The 26145-nt window shown below is 66.5% G+C and carries 24 protein-coding genes; 11 read left to right on the forward strand and 13 right to left on the reverse strand.

Translation table 11 applies throughout. The annotated features are described in order from the left end of the window. Positions 1 to 3 precede the first annotated feature (3 nt). The 3 genes from AU185_RS16950 to AU185_RS16960 are packed head-to-tail and all read left to right on the forward strand — an operon-like array spanning position 4 to position 3697. The gene (locus AU185_RS16950) at positions 4 to 963 is read left to right on the forward strand and encodes an acyl-CoA dehydrogenase family protein (protein ID WP_059100935.1); all 960 of its coding nucleotides are present in this window, start codon (positions 4 to 6) and stop codon (positions 961 to 963) included. Beyond that, a complete protein-coding gene (locus AU185_RS16955; protein ID WP_059100934.1) occupies positions 960 to 2162 on the forward strand; it encodes an acyl-CoA dehydrogenase family protein in 1203 nt (400 codons plus the stop codon). Before AU185_RS16950 ends, AU185_RS16955 begins: the two co-directional genes overlap by 4 nt. Continuing rightward, positions 2162 to 3697, forward strand: coding sequence for a class I adenylate-forming enzyme family protein (locus AU185_RS16960; RefSeq protein ID WP_059100933.1), 1536 nt, complete (start codon positions 2162 to 2164; stop codon positions 3695 to 3697). Before AU185_RS16955 ends, AU185_RS16960 begins: the two co-directional genes overlap by 1 nt. 65 nt (positions 3698 to 3762) lie before the next feature. On the opposite strand, the gene AU185_RS16965 is transcribed toward AU185_RS16960, so the two are convergent. The 7 genes from AU185_RS16965 to AU185_RS16995 form a co-directional block, all read right to left on the reverse strand. Then, complete coding sequence (locus tag AU185_RS16965; protein WP_059100932.1) at positions 3763 to 4941, reverse strand: amidohydrolase family protein; 1179 nt, start codon at positions 4939 to 4941, stop codon at positions 3763 to 3765. Between the two features lie 275 nt (positions 4942 to 5216). Continuing rightward, a complete protein-coding gene (locus AU185_RS16970) occupies positions 5217 to 6668 on the reverse strand; it encodes a class I adenylate-forming enzyme family protein (protein ID WP_059100931.1) in 1452 nt (483 codons plus the stop codon). After that, a complete protein-coding gene (locus tag AU185_RS16975) occupies positions 6665 to 7465 on the reverse strand; it encodes an enoyl-CoA hydratase/isomerase family protein (RefSeq protein WP_059100930.1) in 801 nt (266 codons plus the stop codon). Before AU185_RS16975 ends, AU185_RS16970 begins: the two co-directional genes overlap by 4 nt. Further along, a complete protein-coding gene (locus tag AU185_RS16980) occupies positions 7462 to 8274 on the reverse strand; it encodes an enoyl-CoA hydratase/isomerase family protein (protein ID WP_059100929.1) in 813 nt (270 codons plus the stop codon). The genes AU185_RS16975 and AU185_RS16980 overlap by 4 nt, the downstream gene beginning before the upstream one ends. Then, complete coding sequence (locus tag AU185_RS16985; RefSeq protein WP_059100928.1) at positions 8271 to 9518, reverse strand: acyl-CoA dehydrogenase family protein; 1248 nt, start codon at positions 9516 to 9518, stop codon at positions 8271 to 8273. Before AU185_RS16985 ends, AU185_RS16980 begins: the two co-directional genes overlap by 4 nt. A gap of 8 nt (positions 9519 to 9526) precedes the next feature. Continuing rightward, on the reverse strand, positions 9527 to 10333 hold the full coding sequence (locus AU185_RS16990; RefSeq protein ID WP_059100927.1) for an enoyl-CoA hydratase/isomerase family protein: 807 nt from the start codon (positions 10331 to 10333) through the stop codon (positions 9527 to 9529). A 67-nt stretch (positions 10334 to 10400) separates the two neighbouring features. Continuing rightward, positions 10401 to 11660 carry a hotdog family protein gene (locus AU185_RS16995; RefSeq protein WP_231740386.1) on the reverse strand — a complete coding sequence of 420 codons (1260 nt, stop codon included), beginning with the start codon at positions 11658 to 11660 and terminating at the stop codon, positions 10401 to 10403. Between the two features lie 98 nt (positions 11661 to 11758). On the opposite strand from AU185_RS16995, the gene AU185_RS17000 reads away from it, so the two are divergent. Next, positions 11759 to 12568: an enoyl-CoA hydratase/isomerase family protein gene (locus tag AU185_RS17000; RefSeq protein ID WP_502687785.1), complete on the forward strand. Its 810-nt coding sequence runs from the start codon at positions 11759 to 11761 to the stop codon at positions 12566 to 12568. Between the two features lie 3 nt (positions 12569 to 12571). On the opposite strand, the gene AU185_RS17005 is transcribed toward AU185_RS17000, so the two are convergent. Further along, the gene (locus tag AU185_RS17005) at positions 12572 to 13438 is read right to left on the reverse strand and encodes an SDR family oxidoreductase (protein WP_059100924.1); all 867 of its coding nucleotides are present in this window, start codon (positions 13436 to 13438) and stop codon (positions 12572 to 12574) included. Positions 13439 to 13544: 106 nt separating this feature from the next. On the opposite strand from AU185_RS17005, the gene AU185_RS17010 reads away from it, so the two are divergent. Next, positions 13545 to 15068: a class I adenylate-forming enzyme family protein gene (locus AU185_RS17010; protein ID WP_172800399.1), complete on the forward strand. Its 1524-nt coding sequence runs from the start codon at positions 13545 to 13547 to the stop codon at positions 15066 to 15068. Here the strand turns inward: AU185_RS17010 and AU185_RS17015 are convergent. Beyond that, on the reverse strand, positions 15061 to 15471 hold the full coding sequence (locus AU185_RS17015) for a Zn-ribbon domain-containing OB-fold protein (protein WP_059100922.1): 411 nt from the start codon (positions 15469 to 15471) through the stop codon (positions 15061 to 15063). The two genes, AU185_RS17010 and AU185_RS17015, sit on opposite strands and share 8 nt — an antisense overlap. Then, positions 15471 to 16616: an acetyl-CoA acetyltransferase gene (locus AU185_RS17020; protein ID WP_059100921.1), complete on the reverse strand. Its 1146-nt coding sequence runs from the start codon at positions 16614 to 16616 to the stop codon at positions 15471 to 15473. Before AU185_RS17020 ends, AU185_RS17015 begins: the two co-directional genes overlap by 1 nt. A 37-nt stretch (positions 16617 to 16653) precedes the next feature. Between AU185_RS17020 and AU185_RS17025 the strand changes: the two genes are divergently transcribed. Genes AU185_RS17025 through AU185_RS17040 form a run of 4 tightly spaced genes read left to right on the forward strand, consistent with a single transcriptional unit; the run spans position 16654 to position 20528 of the window. Then, positions 16654 to 17484, forward strand: coding sequence for an HpcH/HpaI aldolase family protein (locus tag AU185_RS17025; RefSeq protein ID WP_172800327.1), 831 nt, complete (start codon positions 16654 to 16656; stop codon positions 17482 to 17484). A gap of 32 nt (positions 17485 to 17516) precedes the next feature. Next, the gene (locus tag AU185_RS17030; RefSeq protein ID WP_059100920.1) at positions 17517 to 18632 is read left to right on the forward strand and encodes a TauD/TfdA family dioxygenase; all 1116 of its coding nucleotides are present in this window, start codon (positions 17517 to 17519) and stop codon (positions 18630 to 18632) included. After that, positions 18629 to 19702 carry a hydroxyacid dehydrogenase gene (locus AU185_RS17035; protein WP_059100919.1) on the forward strand — a complete coding sequence of 358 codons (1074 nt, stop codon included), beginning with the start codon at positions 18629 to 18631 and terminating at the stop codon, positions 19700 to 19702. The genes AU185_RS17030 and AU185_RS17035 overlap by 4 nt, the downstream gene beginning before the upstream one ends. A 1-nt stretch (position 19703) precedes the next feature. Beyond that, entirely contained in the window at positions 19704 to 20528 is an 825-nt protein-coding gene (locus AU185_RS17040) for an enoyl-CoA hydratase/isomerase family protein (protein ID WP_059100918.1), read from the forward strand. Positions 20529 to 20599: 71 nt separating this feature from the next. Here AU185_RS17040 and AU185_RS17045 read toward each other — a convergent pair whose 3' ends face one another. Then, on the reverse strand, positions 20600 to 21787 hold the full coding sequence (locus AU185_RS17045) for an amidohydrolase family protein (protein ID WP_059101135.1): 1188 nt from the start codon (positions 21785 to 21787) through the stop codon (positions 20600 to 20602). A 225-nt stretch (positions 21788 to 22012) separates the two neighbouring features. Between AU185_RS17045 and AU185_RS17050 the strand changes: the two genes are divergently transcribed. After that, on the forward strand, positions 22013 to 22813 hold the full coding sequence (locus AU185_RS17050) for a TetR/AcrR family transcriptional regulator (RefSeq protein ID WP_059101134.1): 801 nt from the start codon (positions 22013 to 22015) through the stop codon (positions 22811 to 22813). Here the strand turns inward: AU185_RS17050 and AU185_RS17055 are convergent. Next, positions 22802 to 23962: an acyl-CoA dehydrogenase family protein gene (locus AU185_RS17055; protein WP_059100917.1), complete on the reverse strand. Its 1161-nt coding sequence runs from the start codon at positions 23960 to 23962 to the stop codon at positions 22802 to 22804. The two genes, AU185_RS17050 and AU185_RS17055, sit on opposite strands and share 12 nt — an antisense overlap. A 102-nt stretch (positions 23963 to 24064) precedes the next feature. Between AU185_RS17055 and AU185_RS17060 the strand changes: the two genes are divergently transcribed. Then, positions 24065 to 25075, forward strand: coding sequence for an acyl-CoA dehydrogenase family protein (locus tag AU185_RS17060; protein ID WP_059100916.1), 1011 nt, complete (start codon positions 24065 to 24067; stop codon positions 25073 to 25075). A gap of 89 nt (positions 25076 to 25164) precedes the next feature. Here AU185_RS17060 and AU185_RS17065 read toward each other — a convergent pair whose 3' ends face one another. Continuing rightward, positions 25165 to 26073: an enoyl-CoA hydratase gene (locus AU185_RS17065; protein ID WP_059101133.1), complete on the reverse strand. Its 909-nt coding sequence runs from the start codon at positions 26071 to 26073 to the stop codon at positions 25165 to 25167. Positions 26074 to 26145: the final 72 nt, after the last annotated feature.

Here is a 26145-nt window from a genome sequence, read left to right on the forward strand (position 1 = left end):
CTGATGTCGGATGAGGACGTCGACCTCGACCTGCTGCGGGCGTCCGCGCGGGACTTCCTCTCCGAACGCGGAGACAAGGAATCCGTCGAAGACCTCGCGGCGATGGACTGGACCGCACTGCTGGTCGACGAGTCGATGGGCGGCGTCGGGTGGCGGCCGGTCGAAACATGCGTCGTGGCAGAGGAACTCGGGCGCGCGCAGGACAGGTCCGCATGGTTCGGCACCACATTGGCCGCCGCGGCGATCGCCGCCGCCCCCGACGAGGTGCGGGACGGCTGGCTGCCCCGTCTGATGGCCGGCACGGCGACCGCTGGCTTTACCATCGCCGACGACTCCGCGCGCGTCATCCGCGGCGACGAGGTCGATGTATTAGTCACCGTGGGGCGCAACGGAATCCACATTATAGCGGACCTCGATGGCCGACGGACCCGGTTGGACGACGATCTCCTTGACGTCACCAGGCCGGTGTGGCGCGTCGCCCTCGCCGGGGCGCCGAGCACGCTGATCGGATCAGCGGAACGGAGTGACCAGTTGCTCGGGGTGGCCCGGCTGCTCATCGCCGCCGATTCAGTCGGCGCGGTGTCCATGACGCTCGAGCGGCTGACGGCCTATCTGAAGGAGCGCATCGCGTTCGGCCGGCCGGTCGCTGGATTTCAAGCGATCCAACATCGCCTCGTCGACCTCCTCGTCCTCGAGGCCAAGGCCCGCGCCATCGTGATGAAGGCGGCCCGCGCGATCGCCGCCGCCGACGACGGTGCGACCGCACTCACGACGGCCGCACACGCCTTCGTCGCGGCGAAAGCCACTGCGGCGGTGGACGAATGCATGCAGCTGTCCGGCGGTATCGGTTTCACCTGGGAGTATCCACTGCACTACGAATTGCGCCGGGTCTTCACCAACGGCCATCTGATCGGCACCGTCCGGTCGAGTCGGGCGCTGTTCGCGGAGGTGTCCGGCTGGTGAGTGGGTACGGGAACCGACCGAGCGATTCGGCGCTGGTCGACTTCAGGAGCCGGGTGCGCACGCATATCGCCGAGCATGCGCCACCCATCGAGGCGCGGGAAGGACATCGCGCACCCGAGAACGCCGAGCAGGAAGCTCAGTTGCGGGCATGGTTCGCCGGGCTGTTCGACGCCGGATTCGTGGGAGCGGACTGGCCCGTCGAATACGGCGGACGCGCCGATCACCATCCGCTCCATGACCGGATCGTCAGCGAGGAGATCCTTAGGGCCCGTGCACCACGCCCGGTCGACCAGGTCAACCTGGCCGCACACGTGTTGCTGCACTTCGGGTCCGACGAGCAGAAGCGCCGGCTGCTGCCACCGATCCGGCGCAGCGAGCACGTGTGGTGCCAGCTGCTCAGCGAACCCGACGCTGGCAGCGACATCGCCGGCATACGCAGCCGCGGGATGCAGCAGGACGACGGTACGTGGGTCATCGACGGCCAGAAGACCTGGATCACCGACGGGCACTGGGCGGACATGGGTTTGGCGCTGATCCGCACCGATCCGGCGTCGTCGCGGCATCACGGCCTCTCGGTCTTTGGCATTCCGCTGTCCGCGCCCGGCGTCGAAGTCCGCCCGATCCGGACCGTCGGCGACGCCATCGAGGTCAACGAGGTGTTCATGACCGGGGTGCAGGTCGACGCCGACAACCTCATCGGTGAGGTCGGCCAGGGCTGGTCGATCATCATGACGGGCCTGGACTTCGAACGCTTCGGCATCGGCGGCAACGTCATCCTGCTGGAGCTGCTGATCGACGACCTCGTCGTGCTCGCCCGTCATGGGCTGGTGGACGGCGCACCCGCGCTGACGCACAACGACATCCGGCAGAGCATCGCCGAACTCGCGGTCGAGGTTGAGGTGGCGAAGGCGTTCATCGACGACCACGTCGAACGGCTGATGGCCGGCGCGGAGCAGCCCGGCGACGGCTCGATCGCCAAACTGAGTTTCGCCGAGACCTATCACCGGGTTTCCGCCTACGGTGCCCAGCTTGCGGCTACGGTGTGCACGGACGGGTCGGTAGACCCGACGGTTGAGCAGGCCGAGGAGCGATTACGCGAATGCTGGTTGTGGTCCCGCGCGTACACCATCTCCGGTGGAAGCTCTGAGATGATGCGCAACATCCTCGCCAAGCGGCGGATGATGCTGCCGAGCAGTTGATGTCCAAAACCTATTGGGGTCTGGTCGACACGGCGGCCCAGGACCACCCCGATCGCGTCGTGCTCGTCGACGACTTCGGGCGCCATCTTACGTGCGCTCAGTTGCGGGACGCGGCGGAGCGCACGGCCGCCGCGCTGGCCGAACGCGGTGTCGCCGACGGGGTGGTGGTGTCGTGGCAACTGCCGACCACTTTGGAGACGATGGTGGTGATGGTCGCGCTGGCCCGCCTCGGCGCGGTCCAGAATCCGATCCTGCCGATCTGGCGCGAGCATGAAGTCGGTTTCGCCACAGCGCAACTCGGCACGGACGTCATCGTCGTACCGGGCAGGTGGCGTGGTTTCGACCATGTCGCGCTGGCCAACGATCTTGCGGACAAGCAGCCGATGACGGTGGTGGTCGTCAACCACGAAGCACCGCTCACCGACGGGTTACGCCTTCCCGCAGGGGACCCGGCGACACTGCCAGCGTCGCCGACGTCGGGAACTCTGCCGCGTTGGGTCTACTACTCGTCGGGTACCACCGCAGCGCCGAAAGGCGTGCGGCACTGCGACCGATCCGTGATCGCCGGATCGGCGGGCGTGGTCGGCATGGTGGGCGCCTCCAGTAGCGATGTCAACCCGATTCCGTTCCCGGTGTCGCACATCGGCGGGGCCGCAATGCTGGCGGCCAGCCTGTTGACCGGTATGCGACTGGTGTTGTTCGACGCGTTCGATCCGGTGTCGGGGCCGCTGGCCATCGCCGCGCACCGGCCCACGCTGCTCGGCACAGCCACGCCATTCTTCGTCGCCTACATGGCCGCGCAACGCGAACACGGCAGTGAGCCGCTCTTCCCGAACCTGCGTGGCTGCGTCGGAGGCGGAGCACCAATCACTGCCGAGCTGGGACGTCAAGTCCGCGAGACGCTTTCGGTTGCCGGTATCGCGAACTCCTGGGGGCTCACCGAGTTCCCGGTGGCCACCTCGCCACGCCCGGACGAGGCGCCGGAGGTGCTCGATCACACGGTCGGCCGCCCGGTGCCGGGGGTGTCGGTGCGGGTTGTCGACGAGTCTGAGCGGGAGGTCGGCGCGGGCGAGGAGGGCGAGTTGCGACTCAAGGGGCCGCAGTGTTTCCTCGGCTACGTCGACGAGGCCTTGAACGCCGACGCATTCGACGCCGACGGCTGGTTCCGAAGCGGTGACCGGGGCCGCGTCGACGCCCGCGGCAACGTCGTCGTGACCGGGCGAATCAAAGACGCAATCATCCGCAACGCGGAGAACATCTCGGCGCTGGAGATCGAGGGAGTGTTGGCCACCCATCCCGCGGTGGCCGACGTCGCGGTCATCGGGGTGCCGGATCCACGCACCGGCGAACGGGTGTGCGCGGTCGTGGTGGCCGAACCCGGCACCGCGGTGACGCTGCCCATGCTCGCCGAGCACTGCCTAGCCTGGGGGTTGAGTAGACACAAGTCGCCGGAGAGCCTGCAACTGGTGGAGGCGCTGCCGCGCAACCTCACCGGCAAGGTTCTGAAGAACGAGTTGCGTGCCCGGTTTTCTTGACCGCGGGCGCACGCTTGTTGTACGCAAACTGCGAGACAGGATGCGAACAACCGTGCGCTCGCGACTCAAACGCCGATGAGCTCCTTGAGATTTCCACCCATAATTCGCGCGGTGGTGTCCTCGGGCAGGTTCTGGAGCTCCTTGACGAAATCCGCCGGCTCGGCGAGGCCCTCTGGGTGCGGGTAGTCCGAACCGAACATCACACGGTCGGCGCCAAGGATGTCGATGAGGTGCGACATGTCTTCCTCATGGAACGGGTTGACCCAGACGTGCCTGCGGAAGACATCGCTGGGATGTTCGCTGAAGTCGTACGGCCGCTTGTGGTACACACGGTCGAAGACGTCCAACAAACGGTGCGCCCACGAGCCGCCGTTTTCGATCACGCCGATGCGCACCCCGGGAAAGCGCTCGAACACTCCGTGAGCGATGAACGCAGCGAGGGTATCGAAGATATTGCGGCTCTCCTCGTAGATGAAACCCCGCAGTTTGCTCAGCGCGAATCCGTTGAACTCCGCTGCGTCCTCCCAATCGTCGACGTAGCGCTCATAGCCGGAGTCCGAATTGTGCATCTGCACCGAGATGCCCGAAGACTCGACCAGCCGCCAGAAGTCGTCGAATTCCGGCAGTGCCGCCGAACGCGACGTGCCGTCTTCGCGCGGAACTGGTGCGGGACGGATCAGGACCGTCCTGGCGCCGTTCTCCAGGCACCATTCGAGCTCCTTGACACCCAGTGCGGGATCGTTGAGCGAGATGGCGGGCACGGGAAAGATCCGGTTCTGGTAGTTGAACGTCCAGTCCTCGAGCAGCCACCGGTTGAATGCGTGGGTGACCGCGTGGGTGAGTTCGGTGTCGGACTTCGTGCGCTCCTCGAGCATGCCGGCAGTGGTCGGGAACATCACGGCGCCGTCGACGCCCTGCCGGTCCATCAACGCCAGACGCAGGTCGGGGCGGCGGAACTCGTCGGGACAGCGGATGGGCTCGGCCAGCTCCCGCAGCGTCTTACCTTCTGGGTTTATGCCACGGAAGTAGTCGGCCCACGCGCCGGGAGTGGGGATCACCTCGTAGGTCGGGTTCGGAATCGTCTCGGTGATGACACCGAGGATCTGTAGCTTCTTTCGTCCCTTGACATCGACGAACTTCAACGCCTCCGAGTACTTCTCAGGCAGATAGCGGGTGTAGGCGTCGATGGTCTCGTACATGTGGTTGTCGGCATCCCACACCTCGAACGCCTTGGGCTCGGTCATCGTCAATTCCTCTCCGGCAAGGACGTGCCACGACGGGATGGCAACGACGCTATCCTAAAACGAGAGGATACATTCTCGCATTGGAACTGCTGGGTCGGGGCTCATCTGCAGTGACCTCATGAAGTGAGAAGCAGCATTTCCGATTGTGCATCCGCGCGAAGGTTCCAGGGGCCATGGATCGCCACGACCGCGGCGAGCGCGCAAGCTTGTACGCGACACGCCGATGCCGGCGTACACAACTGAGCGCTCGTGGCTGCTCGCCGGAGAGCCGGTGCCTATGCGTCGGCCAGCGCAGCGAGTTCGCGTTTGAGAACCTTGCCGACGTCGTTGCGCGGGAGCCGCTCGACGAACACCACACGCACCGGAACGCGATAGGGCGTCAGCCGTTCCCGGCACCAGGCGATCAGGTCGTCCTCGCTGCGCGCATCGTCGACACGTACGACGAAGGCCCACGGCACTTCGCCGAGGCGCTCGTCCGGGACGCCCACCACCGCGGCTTCTCGTACCCCGTCGGCCGCCAGCAGCACCTCCTCGACGGTGCCGGGGAACACCTTGAGCCCGCCCCGGTTGATCATGTCCGACACGCGGCCGTCGAGCCACAGAAACCCATCCTCGTCGAACCAGCCGAGGTCGCCGGTGTGGAACCAGCCGTCGTCGGTCAGCCTGTCGACGAACGCGGGGTCGATCTTGCGGGCCGCGGTCGTCGGTGTGCGGACCATCACCTCGTCGTCGGCGATCATGACGTCGATGCCCGGCAGCGGACGTCCGACCGAGCCGAGTTTCGTCTCGCCCCATGCGCGGGCATCGGCCGCCGACCAGCCGACCACCTCACCGCCGAGTTCCGTTTGGCCGTACGAATTCAGCACGAGCACACCGAACTTGTCGCGGAACCGGGCGGCCTGTACGGGGGACAGGGGAGCGGTGATGGAGCGGACGATCTTCAGCGGCGACAAGTCCATGACCGACTCGTCGTGCAGGACCATCGTCAACGCCGCAGGCGGCAACACCGTGGAGCGCAGCTGGTGGCGCTTGACCAGCGCCGCGAAGTCCGCCGGCGAGAACCGGTCCATCAGTACGACGCCCGAGCCCGCGCGGAAGGCGAACAGCACCTGGTAGATGCCCGCCCACAGGGACAGCGACAGTGGCACCAGGTTGGGCATAGGCGCCATTTTCTTCTGCGCTGCGCCAGTCTTCCGCCCTCGCAGTTTGGCCAACAGCCGGTCGATCAGGTCGAGCACGGTGGTGTGCCGCAGCGGCACCGGCTTCGGGGGTCCGGTGGTTCCCGAGGTGAACTGCAGCAGCGCGACGTCCGAGTCGTACTGCCGGGGCTCGCCGGTCCTGCCGGTCGCCGGAGCAAGCGTCCACCCCAGTTCCGATCCGGAGACGACGGGCAGGTCGAATCCCGAGAACCGGTGGGCGAGTTCGGGCGTCGTGATCAAAGCGACCGGTTTGAGGGTTTCGAGCTGGGAGGCAACCTCAGCATCGGCCGCCCTCGGGTTGAGCGGTGTGTAGACACCACCGGCACGCCAGGTCCCGAACAGCGCCGCGACGGTGGTGGCGTCGTTGGGCAGCATCGCCGCGACCACTTGGCCGGTCGCGAGGCCGGCGTCGGCCAGTACCGCGGCAAGGCGGTCCGCACTCGCGGCCAGGTCCTCACGTGACACGTCGATCGCCAGCGTGTGCACGGCGGTGTCGGGAAGGTCGGCCAGTAGCTCGGCAAGACTCACGAGTCCGCCTCCAGCGGTTGCCAATCGGGAGTCCGCTTGTCGGCGAACGCCTGCGGGCCCTCGTTCTGGTCAGGATGGCCCCACATCGATGTCAGGTGTTTGGCACCCTCGCGGCACGCGTCGGTCAGGCCGTGCTCCAGCGCGCCCCACAGTGCGCGTTTGGTGGCTCGCATCGCGGCCGGCGAGTTCCTGGCGATCTTCTCGGCCAGTTCCTGTGCGACGTCGCGCAGCTTGTCGGGCGGGTCGACGATTTGGCTGATCATGCCCAGCTGGTACGCCCGTTGGGCGCTGAGGCGTTCGTGGCTGCCGACGAGCGCCATTCGTAACACCGCCTCGGCGGACATCTTTCGCATCAGCGCGATCGTCTCCAATGCGCTCACCTGACCGATGGAGACGTGCGGGTCAACGAACGTGGCGTCGGACGACGCGATGACGATGTCGGCGTCGGCGACCCAGTGCAGCCCACCGCCCGCGCACACCCCGTTGACCGCGGTGATGACGGGCTTACCGACATTGCAGTGCCAACCCGTCAACTTGAGATCCAGCGTGCGCATGGTTTCCTGAAACTGCTGCACGCCTTCGCCGTCGAGATCCTCGACGTCGGCGCCCACCTGAAACGCCCTGCCGTTGCCGGTGTGCACGATCACGCGCACATCGGGGTCGGCGTCCAGTTCCGCCCATGCCTTGGGAAACTCTTCGCGCATCATCTGGTCGTACGCGTTGAGCCGGTCGGGCCGGTTGTTGATGATCCAGCCGACCGGACCGCGCCGCTCGACAATCAACCGCTGATAGGTCACGAAACCTCCACCGGGTCAAGCGGTTGCCAGCGTGCTGGACGCTTCTCACGCCATGCCCGCACTCCTTCGGCATGGTCGGGGTGATCACGCAATCGCCAGATCTCCGCGGTGGCCGCGGTTCTGGCATCGGACAGGCCGACCTCCAGGGAATGCCACAACGCCTTCTTGGTGGCCCGCATCGCGGTGGGCGAGTTGGTCGCGATCGCAGCGGCGAGCCGCCCGGCCGTCGCCCGCAGCTCGTCGGCCGCCACCACCTCCGAGACGATGCCCAACTCGTATGCGCGCTCGGCGGAAATCCGTTCACTTCTGCCGCTCAGCGTCATTCGGGTGATGGTCTCCATCGGCGATCTGCGCAACAGGGTGATCGCCTCATACGCGACCGCCTGTCCCACCGACACGTGCGGGTCGACGAACGACGCCTCCTGGGCCGCGATGACGATGTCGGCGTCCGCGATCAGATGCAGACCGCCGCCCGCGCACACCCCGTTCACGGCCGCGATCACCGGCTTCCACACGTCGCAGTGCCAGGACGAGATCTTCAGTTCGGCGTCCCGGGTGCGGCGCGAATGTTTGCGCATGGCCTGTTTGTCCCTGGCGACCTGCACCACGTCCATGCCGGTGCAGAACGCCTTGCCGTTGGCGGTGTTGACGATGACGTGCACGTCGGGGTCGGCGTCCAACTGGGCCCACGCGGTCTCGAGCTCATCGAGCATGAGGGCATCGAATGCATTGCCGGCATCGGCGCGATTCAGGATGAGCCACCCGACGCCGTCGGATTTCTCGACGATCAGTCGCTCGTAGCCGCTCAAGAGTGCGGAATCTCCTTCCAGGGCTTGCCCTTCCACGGGTCCGGCTCTTTCGGCAGCCCGAGCACTCGTTCGCCCAGGATGTTCTTGTTGATGTCGGTGGTGCCGCCCTCGGTGCCGTTGGCCAGACTGCGCATCATTCCCTGTACCTCGCGGGGCAGGGCGTCCGGATCGTCGGAGGCCGGCCAGGCCAGCGCGGCGGTACCCAGCAGGTCCACCATGAGGTCCTGGATCTGCTGGTTGAGGGTGGCCTGATGGACCTTGCCGATCGAGGACGCCGCACCGGGTGATTGACCTGCCGAAAGGGCCGCGCGCACACGCGCGTTGGTCCAGCCGCGGATTTGCTCCTGCGCCCAGAGCCGCATGATCTTGTTGCGCACGACGGGGTCGTCCCACCGCCCGGTCTCCCGAGCGAGTGTGATCAAACGTTCCGCGCTGGAGCCGCCGAGGCGGCCCATGCCGCCGGAGCCCGATCCCGACACCATCTGGCGTTCACTCGACAGCGTCGACGCGCTGACCCGCCAGCCGTCGTTGATGTCCCCGACCCGGTGTGCATCGAGCACCCGGGCGCCGTCGAGGAACACCTCGTTGAACTCCGCCTCACCGGTGATCTGACGCAGCGGCCGCACTTCGACGCCGGGTTGGTGCATGTCGAGCAGGAAGTACGTGATGCCCTTGTGTTTCGGTTGATCGGGATCGGTACGGGCGAGCAGGATCGCGAAATCCGCCTCGTCGGCCCAGGTGGTCCACACCTTTTGCCCGGACACCACCCATTGGTCCCCGTCGCGCACCGCCTGGGTCGCCAGCGACGCGAGGTCGGACCCCGCGCCGGGCTCGCTGAAGAGCTGACACCACTTCTCCTCGTTGCTGACGATGGGCGGCAGGAAGCGTCGCCGCTGGTCTTCGGTTCCGTGGCTGAACAACGCTGCGGCGGCGTTGTTGAGCCCCAGCGGATTGAGCCGGGTGAACCGCAGCGGTGCGAGCACGCCCTCGATCGCGCGCGCGACGTCGTTTCCGATGCCGAGGCCGCCGTGTTCGGGGAGCCAGGTCGGCGCCACCAGGCCCGAGCGGGCGAAGGTCGGATACCAGTCGCGGTAGTCCTGTGGCGTGCGCACGGACCTCAACGCGGCGGGCCCCTCGGCCGCGGCCGCCCGCCAACTGGCAGGTACCTCGGTCTCTACCCAGTCCCGGACCATGTTGACGGCGTCGGCGGCGGCGGTCTCTGAATTGATCGGAAGCTGGGTCATCGTCGTCTTCAGCGGCCTTGGAATTCTGCGTCACGCTTGTCTCGAAAGGCCGCCAAGCCTTCCTTGAAATCCTCGCTGCGGCTGGACAGTTCGAGCGCCATCGCCTCGTTCTGCAGATGACGGTCGAGATCCAGGCCGTTGCCGCTCTGTAGCAGCCACTTGGTGAGGCCGAGGGCCACCGTCGGTGCAGCGGCCAGCCGGTCGACGAGTTCTTCTGCGGCAGCGTCGAGTTCAATGTCGGGATGGGCGCCATGGATGATGTCCCACTCGGCGGCCGTGGTTCCGGACAGCTCTTCGCCCAACATCAGCAGTCGGCGGGCGCGGACCATGCCGACGAGCCGCGGCAGCAGCCAGGCCGCGCCGCTGTCGGGTGTGAAGCCGCGCGCCATGAACGGTTCCCAGAACCGGGCGTCCTCTGCCGCGATGCAGAAGTCCGACGCCATCGCGACGTGGAAACCCAGGCCGGCCGCCCAGCCGCGGACCACCGCGACAACGGGAACCTGGGTCTCGAGCAGCAGTGGAATCAGCCTGTTGGCCTTGTTGGGCAGCCGACGCTGGGTGCTGCCCACGCGCGGTTTGCGTTCCGAGCGCGCGTTGTTGGCGATCAGATCGGAACCCGCGCAGAAGTCAGGTCCTTCGGCATCGATGCGGATGACCCGAACCGATTCGTCGGTGCCGGCGGCAGCGAGATGTCCGACCATCGCGTCGAGCATGGTGTCGTTGACGGCGTTGCGTCGGTTGGCGCGGTCCAGCGTGAGGCACAGGACCGGGCCCTGCTGCTCGGCCCGTAGCCCGGAAACGCTCTCGTAGCTCATGCCTCGGCTCCCGCTCGCTCCGGTCCTCGCTGCGCTGCGATCCTCACTCGCGCTCGCCTTCGGTAGCTCATCGCTCCCCGAACTGGGCCGACACGGCCGCCAGCAGATCGGTCAGGTTCGTCGCGCCGCCCGGCGGATCGGGCAGGCGGACGGGACCGTGCTCCCTGCTGGGCAGCAGGATCGTGGCGTGGCCCGGCGCGGTGACCTCGCCGCGGTGATTGGTCGCCGCGAGGTCCACGTCGACCGCCGGCCGGTCTCCCTCGGCCAGGTACTTGCGGGTGAGGACGCCCGTGATCGTGTGCAGGTCGCCGACGTAGTTGAACAACCGGAACTCGCAGTCGAGCTTCCACAGCCAGGCGTCGTCGCCCATCCAGTCGGTGCACAGGTGGATGAGCCACGTTTCCCGCATGCGGCCGTAGTCGAACGTCGTCGGGTTGCCGGCATTTCGCGCCGCGCTCGGCTCCCAGTGCACACGCTGCTGTACGTCCGGAACCCCGTGCTCGTTGGGCGTGTAGAACCGCGGGATACGTTGACGATTGCGCCACGCCAACCTCAGCGGCCGCACACCGTACATGCCGGTGCCCATGCCCACATGCCAGCACACCATGTCGGTGACGGTCAGCGGACCCTTGGTGAGCGAGCCCATCTCGTCGCCCTCGGCCACTCCCTCCCACCAGCGCGGCTCGGCGCCCCGGGGCGCCTCGCGGGCGTACCGCTCGTCGATCTCGGCGATCTCGTCAGCCGTCCACGTCTTGAGGTCCACCGACTCGTACTTCTTGCGACCCCTGGCCTTGCTGCGTTCGGTGCGGATCATGTTCCGGTACTGGCCGCCGAGGATGGTGCCCTCGTCGTCACGGAATACCTGCGCCGACCATTCGTGCACGGCGCGGCCGGCGAAGTCGCTGCTCTTGTCCAACGCGGCGACAAGGGCATTGCGCCGGAAGACCCGACGGTTGGCGCGCAGCGGCGCCCACCACTCCCGCGACGACGAGGCGTAGAAGGCGTGAACACCGCGTAGCGGATCGCCCTTTGTCGCGGCGCGGTCCTCCTCGGAAAGCCCGGTGACCTCGTCCTCACCGATCAGGGTGTCGCCGCCGACCAGCGCGGGCGGAGCGATCGGCTCACCCCACACCGATTTCGTCGCGTACTCGGGATCCGACCACAGCGGGTTGGCGTCACCGTAGCTCTCCGCGACATGACGGAAGGTGTCCTCGTTGGGCCGTCGGTAATGCGGGGGTTGGGTATGCGGGATGGCGATGCCGATGCTGGCGCGCAACCTGGCTAGGCCTTCATCGGTGATCTGGCCCGTCGCCGAGGACTTTGTCACGCATCGCCTCCTCAGTTCGGCCATATCGTGGCTGGGGACGTCGGCGGAAATTAAGATACCCGAAAAACGGAAACGTCGTTAACGCAGGGGTGAGCGAGTTGGTCGATGAGCAGCCAGGGATCCGGGTCGACGTCGGAACAGATGGTGTCTGCCGGATCACGATCGACCGGCCCGATGTCGGAAACTCGTTGTCTCCGTTAGCGCGTGACGCGCTGACGGATGCGTTCGAGACCTCGAGCGACGATCCGTCCGTGCGGGCCGTGTTGTTGCGAGCGACCGGGGATCGGCACTTTTGCTCGGGTGCCGGATTGGGACCGCATTCGGCGCAGCCTGCCTCCGACAAGAGGCCCGGTGACATCGCGAGGATGCTGCAGAAGGGCTGGCAACGACTGGTTTGCGCGGTGCTCGATTGCGACAAGCCGGTCGTCGCGGCGGTCAAGGGTGCGGCCGCGGGTGCCGGCGCCAGCCTGGTGCTGGCCTGCGATCTCGTCGTCATGTCCACGGAGGCGAAGCTGGTGGAGGCGTTCGTGCATCGCGGCATCCTGCCTGATTCGGGTGCGATACACCTGCTGACCAGGATCGTGGGACTGCGTAAGGCCACCGAACTGCTGATGCTCGGCGAACCCGTCGACGCCGCGACCTGTGAGCGACTCAGCCTCGTCAACCGCGTTGTGGCGCCGGACGAAACCGACGCCGCCGCCGAAGAACTGGCCGGGCGTCTGGCGGCGGGCCCCACCGTCATGCTGGCGCTGACCAAGCGACTGCTGTCCGTGTCGTCGGAATCCGGCCGCGACCGCGCCTTCGAGCAGGAGGCCTGGGCGCAGGAGGTGATATCGCGGACCGCCGATCTGCAGGAGGGCCTGAAGTCGTTCGCCGAGCGTCGCCCACCGAACTTCCACGGCCGCTGACCGTCAGCCGTTGACAGGTCCGCCGCGAATCGTGAACGTCGAGCTGTCATCGATCTCGTCGATCGCCTCGGCGACGGATTCCGCTGTGAGTGAGCGGTTCTCAATCCCCTTGGTGACGCCGATGAACACCCGCGACACCTTGCCCGCGCCCACCGAGTAGATGTGCGCGGTGCGGTCGCAGTCACGGTGGGACAAGTAGACGACCACCGGTGTGACCAGCTCCGGGTCCATCGCCTTGCCCGCTTCGCCCATGATGTCCTCGGTCATCCGGGTGCGTGCGATCGGTGCGACGGCGTTGATGGCAATGCCGTTTCGTGCCCCCTCGATGGCCAGGACGTGCATCATACCGACCAGACCCATCTTGGCGGCGCCGTAGTTGGCCTGCCCGAAGTTGCCGAACAGGCCTGTGCCAGAGGTGGTTTGGACGATGCGTCCGTAGTTCTGCTCGCGCATGATGGGCCACGCGGCACGAGTCACGTTGAAGGCCCCTGCCAGGTGGACCGATAACACCGCGTCGACCTGCTCGGCGGTCATGTTCTTGAACGCCGCGTCGCGCAGAATGCCTGCGTTGTTGACGAGGATGTCGAGTCGGCCGAAGGCATCCATCGCCGCGGAGACGATCGCGGCGCCGCCCTCCTCGCTCGCGACGGAGTCACCGTTGGCGATGGCCGTACCACCGGCGGCGGTGATCTCGTCCACCACGGCCTGTGCGGCCGAGATCGAAGCACCACTTCCGTCCACCGCGCTGCCGAGGTCGTTGACCACAACGCGGGCGCCCCGGCGGGCGAGTTCGAGTGCGTGACAGCGGCCAAGACCTCCGCCCGCACCCGTGACGACGGCTACCTGATCATCGAAAGTCATTCGCACCATGGCTGAGAGGTTACATTTACGTGATCGAGAATCAGTATTTGCATCGGAGGACACCATGAGTGGCGCTCCCGCGCTGCTGCACAACGCGCGGCAGCGAGCGGACGGACTGCGGTCGGGGTACCGGGCCGCCGGTTTCTGGTCGGACCAGCCGCTCGACGTCGTACGCCCCACCGCCGAGCGGTATCCGACGCGGCAGGCCCTCGTCACCCGCGCCGGCGAGCTGACCTACGCAGACCTCGATGAACGGGTCGACCGCGCGTCGCGGGCACTCCTGGACGCGGGGGTCGGCGCGGCGACGCCGGTAGTCGTCGTGGTCGGCAACGACATCGGCTCGGTCGTTGCGGTACACGCCGCCACCCGGGTCGACGCGGTGGTTCTGCTCGTGCCGCGCAGCGCCGGGCCGGCGCAGGTCGCCGACATCATCGCGCGGGCCGGCGCCGAGTACGGGGTGGCCCCCGGCTGGGCTCCCGCAGGCGAACCGGCGCTGCGTGGCGCATGCCGATGGATCGACATCGCCCGTGCCTCGGGCCCGCCGGCGCCCAGTCGGCCGACGCGGCCCGCCGACGAGCCGTCCTTCGTCCTCTACACCTCAGGCACCACGTCGCGGCCCAAAGGTGTCATCCACTCGCTGAGCACCCTGGCCAAAGCCTCGGCCAACTACATCACCGCGGCCGGCCTCGGCGCCGACGACCGGATCCTCCTCATCAGTCCCCTCGCCTCGGTGACCGGTGTGCTGCAGGCGTTGTTCATCGGGCCGATGCTCGCCGCACCCGTGGTGCTCGAGGACCGCTGGGACCCCGCGGCCACATGCGAGCTGCTGCTGTCCGCCGGGGCGACGTGGTACGGCGGGCCGGACCGGCTGCTCGACCGGCTGCTCGATGAGGCGCTCGCACAGGAAGAGCCGGTGCCGTTGAAGGCGGTGTACCTCGGCGGCACGATGCTCGACCGTCGCGTCGTGGAACGGGTGGAGGACGACTTCGGCATCATCGTGATGCGCGCGTACGGATCGTCGGAGGTACCGGTCAGCACGTCGGGTCTGCGCACCGAGAGCCGGGCGGTCCGGCACGCCGATGACGGTGTGGCACTGGACGATGTCGACGTCCGCGTCGGGTCCGTGGGCGACCCGTCCGAATGCTGCATCAAGGGCCCGCACGCGTTTCTCGGCTACACGGACACCGAGGACGACGCCACCGCGTTCGACGGGGACTGGTTCCGAACCGGCGACGTGGCCGAGGTCAGCGAGAATCGGGTCCGCATCGTCGGACGGCTCAAAGACATCGTCATCCGCAACGGCATGAAGATTCCGACGGCGGAGGTCGAGGAGGCGGTGGCCGCAATACCCGGTGTGCGTGAATGCGCGGCATACTCCGTCGCCGACGCGACCACCGGCGAACGGCTCGCGGTGGCCATGGTTCTGCACGACGGCGTCGAGTTGTCGCTCGCCGATGTGGCCGGCGCGCTGGTCGGGGTGGGGCTGCCGAAATACAAGCTGCCCGAGGAATTGGTGTTCTGGGACGAGCCCCTGCCGCTCAACGCCAACGGCAAGGTGCAACGCAACACGCTCGAGGCGCTATCAGAGGGACGACCGCGAATCCTTGCCGACCGCCTCGCGGAAGATCGAGTCAGGTGATCGGCCGGAAGACCGGTACGACGAAACCGTCGTCGCTCTCGCGGAAGTCGATCTCGAGTTCCATTCCGGCGCACAGGCGGTCGACCGGACAGTCGGCGAGCTGCGTCATCAGCCGCGGGCCTTCCTCGAGGTCGACCATGGCGACGGTGTAGGGCAGCCGCGCATCGAAGGGCGCCGCGTTCTGGTGGATCACGCTCCACGTGTAGAGGCGCGACCGGCCGCTCGCGGGCACAAGCCGTACGTCCTCACTCCAGCAATGCGGACAGAATGGGCGGACGTACAGGGAGTTTCGGCCGCAGGCGCCGCACCGGTTGATCATCAGCGCGCGGTCCTGGACCGCCGCCCACCATGTTTCGCTGTCGGTGTCGATGGTCGGTCGGTCCGGACCGCTGGGCGATACCATCACTGCCTCCCGAGAATCATTGTCGCGCTGTGGCTGAAGAAGCCGCCCATCGCGTGCACACACGCCAGGCGGGCACCGTCGACCTGTCTTTCGCCGCATTCACCGCGCAGTTGCCGAACGGCCTCGACCATCAAGAACATTCCGCGCATACCCGGGTGACACGAGGCCAGGCCACCGCCGTCGGTGTTGGTGGGCAGTGCACCACCCGGGCGCAACGCGCCGGAGCCGATGAAGGGACCGCCCTCGCCTTTGACGCAGAACCCGAGGTCCTCCACCGCGAGCAGCACCGTCGAGGTGAACGAATCGTAGAGCTGACACACGTCGATGTCGGCCGGGGTGACCCCTGCTTGTCCGAACGCGCGTGGACCAGACTGTGCCGCCGGCGATGTCGTGAAGTCGGGCCACTCGCTCATGCTCACGTGCGACGCCGCGTCGGCAGCGCCGAGGATCCAGACCGGTTCCTCGGCGCAGTCCTTCGCCACCCGCTCACTGGCGAGCACCACCGCGCCGCCCCCGTCGGTACGCAGACACACGTGCTTCGACGTGAACGGGTCGGCGAGCATCGGCGCCGCCGCGACGTCGGCGGTAGTGATCCGCTCGCGCTCAAAGGCGTACTCGTTCATGGCCGCCCACTCGTGCGCCGCAACCGCGACCTCGGCCAGTTGATCTTCGGTCGTTCCGTACTCGATCATGTGGCGCCTGGCCGCCATGGCGTACTTGGCGATCAGCGTGGCGCCGTAAGGCGCTTCGAACTGCATGGCACCGCCCGTGCTCAGCGCCGCCGCCGAGGCCCGCACCCGGCGCTTGACATCGGAGCGTGCGGTCGACCCGTACGTGAGCAGTGCCACGTCGATCTCGCCCGCCGCGATCGCCGCCGCGGCGTGCCGCGCCATCACCTCCCATGACGATCCGCCGACGTTGGTGGCGTCGACCCAGGTCGGTCGCAAGCCCAGGTACTCGCTGACCTCGATGGGCGGCAACAACGTCCCGTGACCGCCGAAGCCGTCGATGTCGTCCTTCGTCAGGCCGGCGTCTGCCACGGCGCGTCGTGCGGCCTGTGCCATCAGCGCCATCGCCGTCTTGTCGGGCACCCGCCCGCAATCGGACAGCGCGGCACCGACGACCGCGACCCGGTTTTCGGACATACGTAATGGTTACCACAACGATAACGGCGTTAACGACATGGTGGAATCCTCGTTCTCAGTCGGTTACCGTGGGTGGGTGCCGGGACCGCTACGAGATGCATTGCGTGGCGAGCGCCTGGTGTTGTGTCTCGCACTGCAGAATGCGCGCACGCCCGACGTCCCGGCGGTCGCGGCGGCCTGTGGATACGACGCCGTCTATGTCGACCTGGAGCACACCTCATGCTCACTCGAGACGGCGGAAATGTTGTGTGTAGCCGCGCTCGGCGCAGGCATCCCCGGCCTCGTGCGGGTGCCGTCGCACGACCGCAGCGTCATCGCCCGCGTCCTCGACGCGGGTGCGGTGGGAGTGTTTGTGCCACACGTGAACTCGGCTGAAGAGGCGGCGGCCGTTGTCGATGCCGCGCGGTTCCCGCCCGTCGGCCACCGGTCGATCTCCGGGCCCAACGCGGTGAGCGGATATGCGCCGCGCCCGGCCGCCGAACTCATCGCCGAAGTCGAGCGCCACACGGTGGTGGCGGTGATGATCGAGACCCCCGCCGCGGTCGAGGTGTGCGACCAGATCGCGGCCGTCGACGGTGTGGACATGATCCTGTTGGGGCCCAGCGACCTCACCGCGGAAATGGGTATCCACGGGCAATATGAGAATGAGCATTTCCACCGTGCAGTACACTCGGTCGCAGCGGCCTGTCGTGCACATGGTGTGGCGCTGGGAGTGGCTGGAATCAAGTCCCTTGACCTGCTGGAACGCTTTGCAGGGCTGGGTCTGAGATTCATCTCGGCGGGAACCGACGTCGGGATGATGACCGAGGCCGCCACTGCCCGCGCACACGCTTTGCGTGGGCTCGAAAGTCGCACGGCGCGCCGATAACCGAAAGCCTCGTCACGACAACAGGAGGACGGATGCCCACTGCGATCTACACCGAGCAAGTCACCGACCCGATGGCATGGACCGGCGCCGACTTCACGAGCAAGGAGGACTTTGCCTTCGACCTGTCGTCGCGCAATGTGGCCGCGCTGGAATCCATCCTGGCCAAGACCGCGCACAAAGACCGTGACGACATCACGCCAGAAGATGCCCGGCATCCGGACCTGGACGGCGACCTCGCCCGGCTGTATAGGGACCTGATGTTCGGTAAGGGCCTGGCGTGCGTGCGCGGATTCCCGGTCGAGCAGCACTCCATCGAGGAGCTCGAGCGCATCTACTGGGCGTTCTGCACCCACCTCGGCTACCTCGTGTCGAACAACTCCTTCGGCCATCGCATGGTGCGCGTCCAGGAGGAGGTGCTACCCAACGGAGTCCAGCCCGCCCGCGGCACGAAGTCGAGGGCCGAGCTCGCGATGCACAACGACGCGGCGGACATCCTGTCGCTGCTCTGCGTGTACCCCGCCGCCGACGGTGGCGAGAGCCAGTTCGCTAGTGGGCCTGCCGCGCACAACCGGCTTCTCAACGAGCGGCCCGATTTGCTCCCGGTGCTCTATCAGGGCTTTCCGCATCACCGGCGCAGCGAGCAACCCGACGATCAACCGGACGTGACCCCGTACGACGTACCGGTGTTCTCCCAGATCGACGGTCGGATCTGCATCAACTTCACGTACAGCAGCGTCCTGCCCGCGATGCACACACTCGGTCGCGAGTTCACCCCGGAACAGAACGAGGCCATCGAGTTGCTGCGCAACATCCTCGTCGAACAGCAGGTCGAGTTCAGGCTGGAATCCGGTGAAGCGGCCGTCGCCAACAACTTCGCGATGTGCCACTCGCGGTCGGACTTCGTCAGCAGCACCGATCCGAAGAAGGCACGTTGCTTCCTGCGGGCGTGGATGGAAGTGCCGCGCGAGGACCGCCGCCTGCCCATCGGGCGGGAGTACTTCCACATGGAGAACAAGGACCTGCGGCTGGGCTACGACCCCGTACCAGGGCGCGACGGCACGATCGCACGTAACGACTACAAGAACGTGGACCCCGCGCTGGCCGACATGTTCAAAGCGGCTCAGGCGAAACCCAAAATCAACCGATGACGACCCGGCCGCGGCTGGTCTACGAGAGATGGACCGATCCGGTCGCCGGGGACATCTTGGCGGGCGGTGACGTCGAGGTCGTCAAACTCGATCTCGACGCGCCCGATGAACAAAGTTGGGCGGCACTGGAATCCGCCCACGGGTATCAGGTCGCCACCCGAACCGACGTCGCCGCAATCGCGGACGGTGCGCGGTGGCTGGTCGGACGGGCGCTGGTGGACCGTTGCCGACAGCTACTCGCTGTGTGCTCGGCGGGTGCCGGCTACGACGTGATCGACGTCGAGGCGTGCACGCGCGCCGGGATCGCGGTGTGCAACAACTCCGGCCCCGGTGCCGAGGCGGTGGCCGAACACGCGCTGGGCTTGATGCTCGACCTGGCCAAGAAGATCACCGCGGCCGACCGGGCGCTGCGCAACGGTCAGCTCGGTGACCGGTTGGCGCTGCGCGGCAGCCAACTGCTGGGCAAGACGCTCGGTGTCGTCGGGCTGGGCGCCATCGGTGGTCGGCTCATCCAGTTGTGCACCCCGTTCGGCTTGGAGGTGCTGGCCTTCGATCCGTATGTCGACGAAGCGACGGCCCGCGGAAGGGGAGCGGCCCTGGTCGGACTTGCCGAACTGGTCGAACGGTCGGACTTCGTACAGGTCACCTGTCCGTTGACCGCCGAGACGCGAGGCCTGTTCGGGGCCAAGCAGTTCTCCGCGATGAAGCCGTCGGCATACTTCATCACGACCGCACGCGGCCCAGTGCACGACGAAGCGGCACTCTACGACGCCCTGGTAAGCGGCGAGATCGGCGGAGCGGGACTCGACGTGTTCCACGAGGAGCCGCCGCGGCAGGACAACCCGCTGTTACGGCTCGACAACGTGGTCGCCACGCCGCATGTCGCGGGCATCACCGTCGAAGCGGCTCGCGATATCGCGGTTGCCACCGCCACGCAGTGGCAAGACATCTTCGCCGGGCGGATGCCGCCCCGGCTGCTCAATCCGGAAGTGTGGCCGCGCTACTGCGACCGCTTCCACGAGATCCTGGGCATCCGCCCGACCGCCCGCGACGCCGCAGCAGTGGAGTGAGATGACGAACTACGACACCATCACCTTCGAGGTAGCCGGGCACACCGCCTGTGTGACCCTGAACCGGCCCGAGGTGCTCAACGCGATCAACGACGAGATGATCGCCGAGTTGGCCGAGGTATACGCCGAAATCGAACGCTCAGAGGACATCTGGACCGTCATCGTGACGGGTTCCGGCCGTGCACTGTGCGTCGGGGCGGACGTCAACAAGGCGGCCGACCACGATATGGAGAACGCGCCTGGAATCGACAACCAGGGCGAGCCGGTCCTCAGCTCGATGCGGCAATGGGACGCACCTCAGGAGGCGACGCCACCCTGGCTGCAGATGACCAAGCCGATCATCTGTGCGGTCAACGGCATCGCGTGCGGGGCGGGTATGGATTTGGTCACGACCGCCGACATCACCATCGCGTCCGAACGCGCGACGCTGATGGACCCGCATGTCAGCATCGGCGTCACCTCCGGGCGTGAAGGGGTCAGGCTCGCCCGCATCCTGCCGCTGCCCGTGGCGATGCGGTTGATTCTGATGGGTAAGCACGAAAAGCTCGACGCGCAGCGCGCATACGACCTCGGCGTGTTCACCGAAGTGGTGCCCCATGACACGCTGATGGACCGAGCCTGGCAGATCGCCGAGACCGTGAACTCCAATGCGCCCCTTGCGGTGCGGGGTTCGCGAATGGCTGTGCGCAAGGGCCTGACGCTACCGATCTACGAGGCCGAACTTCTCGCCGAGAACTACCGAATGAAGGTGGCGCTCACCAAGGACGCCATCGAGGGCCCGCGCGCATTCCTGGAGAAGCGCAAGCCCGACTGGAAGGCGCGATAACTGCGCGAGCAGACGCAAAGTGGCTCAGACACGCCGCAGAAATGGGAAATTTGCGTCTGCTCGCGGAAAAATTAGGCGAGCCCGAAGAAGTTCTTCGCGTTGGTGGACAACACCTTCCGCTTGGTCTCTTCGTCCAGCCCCTCGGTGGCCTTGTTGGCGACGTCCATGCTGTGCGGCCAGTTGGTGTCGTTGTGCGGGTAGTCGGTCTCGAACATGAGCTGGTCCTCGCCGACGAGATCGAGGATGCGGAATGCGACCGGGTCACCGAACGTCGAGAACCACACCCGACCGGGCACTTGGGTGCTCGGCGGTTCGGTCAGCAACGGGTGGATGCCGCCCCACGCCCTCCGGTCCTCCCACACCTCGTCAACGCGCTGCAGGTAGTAGGGGATCCAACCCGCCTGCGCCTCGGCGAATGCGATCTTGAGCTTGGGGAACTGCTTGAGCTTCGCCGAGAACAGCCAGTCGACAAGGGCGATTGTGCAGTTGACCGCCATCAGGGCGCTGGTGACGACGTGCGGGGAGTCGGGTGAGGACTTCGTCAGCGACGAACTCGACCCGATGTGCAGCATGATGCCGACGTCGTTGCGCTCGCAGGCGGCGAAGAACGGGTCCCAATAGCCGCTGTGGATGGACGGCAGGTCCAGCCGGGCCGGCAGTTCCGAGAAGCACACGGCGGGCATGCCCTTGGCGGCAACCCGTTCGACCTCCTTGACGGCCAGTTCGACATCCCAGAGCGGAATGATGCCGAGCGGAATGAGCCGGCCGTCCGAGCTGCCGCCCCACTCGTCGATCTGGAAGTCGTTGTAGGCCTGCACACAGAGCAGGGCGAGGTCCTTGTCCCTGGCGTACAGGAAGCGCTGGCCGCAGAACCGGACCAGGGTGTTTGGGAAGCAGGCCGACGCCCCGATACCGGCGATGTCCATGTCCGCGAGCCGGTCCGCAGGGCGGTAGCAGCCCGGCCGCATCTCGTCGTAGGTGATCGGATCGGTGGTGAGCTCGTCGAGGTCGTATCCGGCAGCGGCGCTGATGAGTGGGATCGGGATGATCGAATCCTCGTAGTGCCAGATGTCGGCGTCGCGGCCCTCCTCGTCCTCGATGAACGCGACGTCGGAGGTGACCGTCGGATCCATCCGTCCACGGTGTCGGACGATCCGCGGTCCGGTGTCCCTGTAGCGCTCGGGTAACCGGCTGGTCCACAGGTCGGCGGGCTCGACCAGGTGGTCGTCCGGGGAGACGATCAGGATGTCTGTGCTCAACACTGCACTCCTTCGGGAACGGCTTGCGACCCAATCGCGAAACAAACGTTTCCGCAATCGAGAATCAGTGTTTTCACAGTACCGCATGGAGTCCTGCCGGCGGGTTGGGATGCGATTGCATCGCCGGTCGGGTTGGTGCTGACGGCGCCGCCGCGGGCCCACGGCAACATGCACGTGTCGGTAGATGACGGAGATCAAGCTGGGAACGAGTATTCTCAAGACATCATGACTGCTAAGAAGCGCACCGCCCGCGACTCAGACGCCGAGCTGGAACTCGTCGACGTCGATACCGACTTCGAGATGCCGAGCAGCTGGCAAGAACGAACCATCGAGCGGCGACTCAGCCAAGCACGGGCGCGTGCGCTCGCTCGCAGCTCGAGGTTTTTGGCCACGGCGCTCGAACTGGTCGAGGAATCCGGTCGCGCCGACTTCACGATCCAGACGCTCATCGATCGCTCGAATCTGAGCCTGCGTGCCTTCTACCAGCATTTCGCGGGGAAGGAAGAACTGTTGTTGGCGCTTTACGAGAACGCGACCAGCCAGTTCATCGAGGGCATCCGGCACGAGGTCTCAGCGGCCGCCGCCGACGGACCGATGGCACAGCTCGAAGCGTTCTGCCGGGGGTTCCTGTCTCGCGCCGAGTCCTCGGAAAAGGTCGGTGGCCGCGTCATGACGATCTACAACCTCAGCTTGGAAATCGAACGGCCCGCCGACTTCGCGAAGATCTGGGAGCCGCACCAGAAGCTGTTGACCAAGATTTTGACATCGTGTTCTCGCGCCGGCCTGGTCCGCAAGGACATGACTCCCGCGCAGTTGACCACGCTGTTGAACTCGACGCTCATCGCGCTCGCGCAGATCGGCGTGTTCCACCTGGGCGTCAAGGGTGCCCAATTGTCGGAGGACCAGCTGTGGGCATGGTGCCTGCAAGCTCTGACCCCGCCCGCAAGCAGCCCCAGGAAGGCCATCGCCGCCAAGGCCGCACCGCGCAAGCGGGCCGCGCGTAAGCCCAAGGATCTAACGGGGTAGGCCGAGGCCGCGCTGCGCGATGATGGTGCGTTGCACCTCGCTGGTGCCCGCATAGATCGTGGTGCCCAGTGAGAAGCGCAGCAGGTGTTCGAAGCGGCCGCGCTCCGGCGCCGTCGGCTCCAAGTAAGACCGCATCGCATCGGGGCCGACGAGTTCGACGATGTCCTGGCTGGCGCGCACGAGCGACTCGGTGGAGAACACCTTCGACATCGGCCCCTCGGCGACTGGAGCTTGGCCATTGTCGGTCATCCACACGCAACGCCGCTGTAGCAGCATCGACACCTCCAGCTCCATCGCGACACGTGCGATCCGCCGTCGCACATCGGATTTCGTGATCGGGAGCGATCCGTCGGCTGACCCGGCCGTCGACGCCCATGCCTCGGCGTGTTCAAGAAGCCGGGCGATATGGGGTCCCCATCCAGACGCATGCTCGTCTTGCAGCGACAGCCCCAGCACCTGCCAACCGCCATCGACATCGCCTATCCGCCACTCGTCGCCGACGCGCACATCGCTGTAGAACGTGATGTTCGTGCGTTCGCCGGACAATGTCCGCACCGCTTGCGCTTCGAAGCCTTCGGAGCGGGTCGGTACGAGAAACATCGTGAGCCCCTTGTGTTTCGGCTTGTCGGGACTCGTACGGGCGAGCAGGAAGACATAGTCGGCGATGTGGCCGTTCGTGGTGAACATCTTGGAGCCGTTGATGACCCAACCGTCACCCTCACGCACCGCCCTGGTGGCGGCCGCGGCGACGTCCGATCCGCATTCCGGTTCGGTGAAGCCGAGCGCGATCGTGATGTCGCCGGCCAGGGCGCCCGGCAGGATGCGCTCCTTCATCGCAGGTGTGCCGATCTCCCGGATGATCGACGCCACCATGCGAGTGGTCTCGGACAGGTATACGGGCGCATCCGAGCGCATAAGTTCCTCGTTCAGTGCCTGTTCTTCCCACACGTTTCGGTCCTGCCCGCCGAACTCGGCGGGCCAACTCGGTGCGAAGTAGCCCTTTTCGACGAGACCTTTGGCGAAGTCGTCGTCGTGCGCGACGCCGCTGCGGTAGATCCGCTCCTCGAAGTCGGCAGTCAGTACCTCGTCGAGATGCCTGCGCACGCTCTCGCGGAAGGCCTCGGTCGCGGTGTCGGACTGAAAGTGCATGAGCAGGAACCAATCTGTCTGAACGGGCCGGCCGGTCGGCGTGAGCGGTAATGCTACTCTCAAAACTGAGAGTAGCCATATTCGCATGTGAGGGGACCTGCGGTGGACCTGAGCCTGTTGGGCGAGCAGCGGCAGCTGGTCGATTCCTTCGCGGCGATGTACTCCCGCGAGTCGACATCTGAGCGGGTGCGGGCCGCCGAGCCCCTGGGATTTGACCCGAAGTTGTGGGAGGCGCTGGTGGAGGCCGGTGCCATCGAGATGGCCGTGGCCGAAAGCGATGGCGGCTGGGGAGCTTCCGAGCTGGAGCTCGCTTTGATCGCCGAGCAATACGGTCGGGCGGTCGCATCGGCTCCCGTCATCGAGACCCAAGTCGCCGCTAGGGTGCTGGCTGCCTGCGGTGCTGGCGAGCTGGTGCGGGAGGCGATGTCGGGCGACAAGCTCGTCAGCTTCGCCCCACGGGTTTACGACGGCGGGGTGTTGGGCCTGGCACCTGGTGGGGCTGTGGCCGATGCGGTGGTGGCGCTGGTCGGCGGCCGTCTCGTCACCGTTGCGACCCGGCACCGCAATCGTGTCGAGAACTTCGGGTCGTTACCGCTGGCGGACGTGGCGATTCACAACGACGCCACGGTCCTCGCCGAGGGTGAGGCCGCCCGCCGCGTGTTCTCCGGCGCCATCGACCTGTGGCTCACCCTGACCGCCGTGGCGCTGGTGGGTGCCGCCGGCAAGGCCGTCGAAATGGGCGTCGACTATGCAAAACAGCGGCACGCGTTCGGCACTCCGATCGGCGCCTTCCAGGCTGTGTCACATCCACTGGCGGACACCGCCACGGCGGTCGACGGTGCGCGGCTGCTGGCCTTCAAGGCGGCATGCGCCTTCGCGGACGAACCGCACCGCGTGACCGAATTGGCCGCAATGGCATTCGCATTCGCCTATGAGACCGCGCGCGATGCCACGCATCGCAGCCTGCACATCCACGGTGGCTACGGCTTCGGAATGGAAGGCGACATCCAGCTGTACTACCGCCGGGTCCGAGGCTGGGCCATGGTGTACGGCGAGCCGGCGGTCGCGCTGGACCGCGTCGCGGATGCCCGCTACGGAGCGGTCGCCGGCTGAACCGACCTTCCTTCGGTGACTGTGGGGGTGATGCACGCCTGCGCGCCCGAATGTGTGACGGTAACCCGCGATCGACGGCGGGCTGGTTGTCACGCGTCGGCGCGCACCTGGTCTTTGACCGACAGCGCGATCGGGGGAGCGGTTCGCCAGTTCGGCACGCCCTGCTCCTCGCCGGCGGTGGCGCGCTTGTCGTCGCGCACCCCGACCCAGTGCGAATGGTTCAGCTGGTGCAGTGTGAAGCAGGACTGCAGCGCGTTGTAGAAGCCCATGTTGTCCACGGACTGGTTCACCGATTCCTTGATGAGTAGGGCCGCCATGGTCGGGACCGTGGCGATGCGCCGAGCCATCTCGAGTGTGCGGTCGGCCAACTCTTCGCGCTTGAAGATCTTGCTCACCATTCCAAGCCGGTAGGCCTCCTCGATGTCGATCGCGTCGCCGGTGAGCATCAGCTCCTTGGTGCGACGCGGACCGAACTCCCACGGATGGCCGAAATACTCCATGCCGCACATCCCCAGCCGGGTCCCGACCACGTCGGCGAAGCGCACCTCCTCACTTCCGACGATCAGGTCGCACGCCCAGATCAGCATCAGGCCCGCCGAGAACACGTCGCCATGCACCTGCGCGATCGTGATCTTGCGCAGGTTGCGCCAGCGCAGGTTGTTCTGGAAGAAGTAATGCCATTCCTGCAGCATGATCTTCTCCGCACCCTCCCGGGTGCCACCGTTGATGGCCGCGGTCGGGTGCTGGCCTGGGCCGGGGGTGAACTCCGCGCGGGCCTGTTTGGAGCCGATGTCGTGGCCGGAGGAGAACATCGGCCCTTCGCCGGCGAGGATGACGACGCGGACGGTGTCGTCGGCTTCGGCTCTGGCGAAGGCCTCGTCGAGTTCGACCAGCATGCCGCGGTTCTGGGCGTTGCGCTGTTCCGGACGGTTCAGCGAGATCCGCACGATCTGGCCGTCGTCGAACGTCTCCCACTTCAAGAACTGGTAATCGGTCATCGGCTCCTCCATCGTCGCGCTCTGTGGTAATGGTGTTATCGGTAGGTGAGAAGGTATGTTCTCACACTTCGA

Origin of the sequence: Mycobacterium sp. GA-0227b (genome assembly GCF_001499855.1) — a bacterium.
Lineage (GTDB): Bacteria > Actinomycetota > Actinomycetes > Mycobacteriales > Mycobacteriaceae > Mycobacterium.

Coding starts and splice junctions, on each gene's coding strand:
- AU185_RS16950 (WP_059100935.1), top strand. CDS start 4: ATGTCGGATGAGGACGTCGACCTCGACCTGCTGCGGGCGTCCGCGCGG.
- AU185_RS16960 (WP_059100933.1), top strand. CDS start 2,162: ATGTCCAAAACCTATTGGGGTCTGGTCGACACGGCGGCCCAGGACCAC.
- AU185_RS16965 (WP_059100932.1), bottom strand. CDS start 4,941: ATGACCGAGCCCAAGGCGTTCGAGGTGTGGGATGCCGACAACCACATG.
- AU185_RS16985 (WP_059100928.1), bottom strand. CDS start 9,518: ATGACCCAGCTTCCGATCAATTCAGAGACCGCCGCCGCCGACGCCGTC.
- AU185_RS16990 (WP_059100927.1), bottom strand. CDS start 10,333: ATGAGCTACGAGAGCGTTTCCGGGCTACGGGCCGAGCAGCAGGGCCCG.
- AU185_RS17005 (WP_059100924.1), bottom strand. CDS start 13,438: ATGGTGCGAATGACTTTCGATGATCAGGTAGCCGTCGTCACGGGTGCG.
- AU185_RS17015 (WP_059100922.1), bottom strand. CDS start 15,471: ATGGTATCGCCCAGCGGTCCGGACCGACCGACCATCGACACCGACAGC.
- AU185_RS17020 (WP_059100921.1), bottom strand. CDS start 16,616: ATGTCCGAAAACCGGGTCGCGGTCGTCGGTGCCGCGCTGTCCGATTGC.
- AU185_RS17025 (WP_172800327.1), top strand. CDS start 16,654: ATGGTGGAATCCTCGTTCTCAGTCGGTTACCGTGGGTGGGTGCCGGGA.
- AU185_RS17030 (WP_059100920.1), top strand. CDS start 17,517: ATGCCCACTGCGATCTACACCGAGCAAGTCACCGACCCGATGGCATGG.
- AU185_RS17035 (WP_059100919.1), top strand. CDS start 18,629: ATGACGACCCGGCCGCGGCTGGTCTACGAGAGATGGACCGATCCGGTC.
- AU185_RS17040 (WP_059100918.1), top strand. CDS start 19,704: ATGACGAACTACGACACCATCACCTTCGAGGTAGCCGGGCACACCGCC.
- AU185_RS17050 (WP_059101134.1), top strand. CDS start 22,013: ATGACTGCTAAGAAGCGCACCGCCCGCGACTCAGACGCCGAGCTGGAA.
- AU185_RS17055 (WP_059100917.1), bottom strand. CDS start 23,962: ATGCACTTTCAGTCCGACACCGCGACCGAGGCCTTCCGCGAGAGCGTG.
- AU185_RS17065 (WP_059101133.1), bottom strand. CDS start 26,073: ATGACCGATTACCAGTTCTTGAAGTGGGAGACGTTCGACGACGGCCAG.